Raw genomic sequence first — 340 nt, 5'->3', positions numbered from 1 at the left:
GGTGTGATTCATGACTGGGGTGAAGTCGTAACAAGGTAGCCGTAGGGGAACCTGCGGCTGGATCACCTCCTTAATCGACGACATCAGCCTGCTGATGAGCTCCCACACGAATTGCTTGATTCATTGTAAAAGACGATGCTGTAACGCGACCCTGTTATAGGTCTGTAGCTCAGTTGGTTAGAGCGCACCCCTGATAAGGGTGAGGTCGGCAGTTCAAATCTGCCCAGACCTACCATTACATGGTTCAGCCGTAGAATACACGGGGCCATAGCTCAGCTGGGAGAGCGCCTGCCTTGCACGCAGGAGGTCAGCGGTTCGATCCCGCTTGGCTCCACCACTT

Annotated in this window: 2 tRNA genes and 1 rRNA gene; all 3 read left to right on the top strand. The window is 54.4% G+C overall.

What is annotated here, in order from left to right:
- Positions 1-73, top strand: a 16S ribosomal RNA gene (locus J5M71_RS29000); the annotation flags it as partial.
- Between the two features lie 85 nt (positions 74-158).
- Positions 159-235: transfer RNA gene (locus J5M71_RS28995), tRNA-Ile, on the top strand.
- Between the two features lie 26 nt (positions 236-261).
- Positions 262-337 (top strand) — tRNA-Ala (locus J5M71_RS28990).
- Positions 338-340: the final 3 nt, after the last annotated feature.

The organism is Pseudomonas sp. 43(2021), from assembly GCF_017490805.1.
Lineage (GTDB): Bacteria > Pseudomonadota > Gammaproteobacteria > Pseudomonadales > Pseudomonadaceae > Aquipseudomonas.
This window is presented reverse-complemented; position numbering and strand designations above follow the sequence as displayed.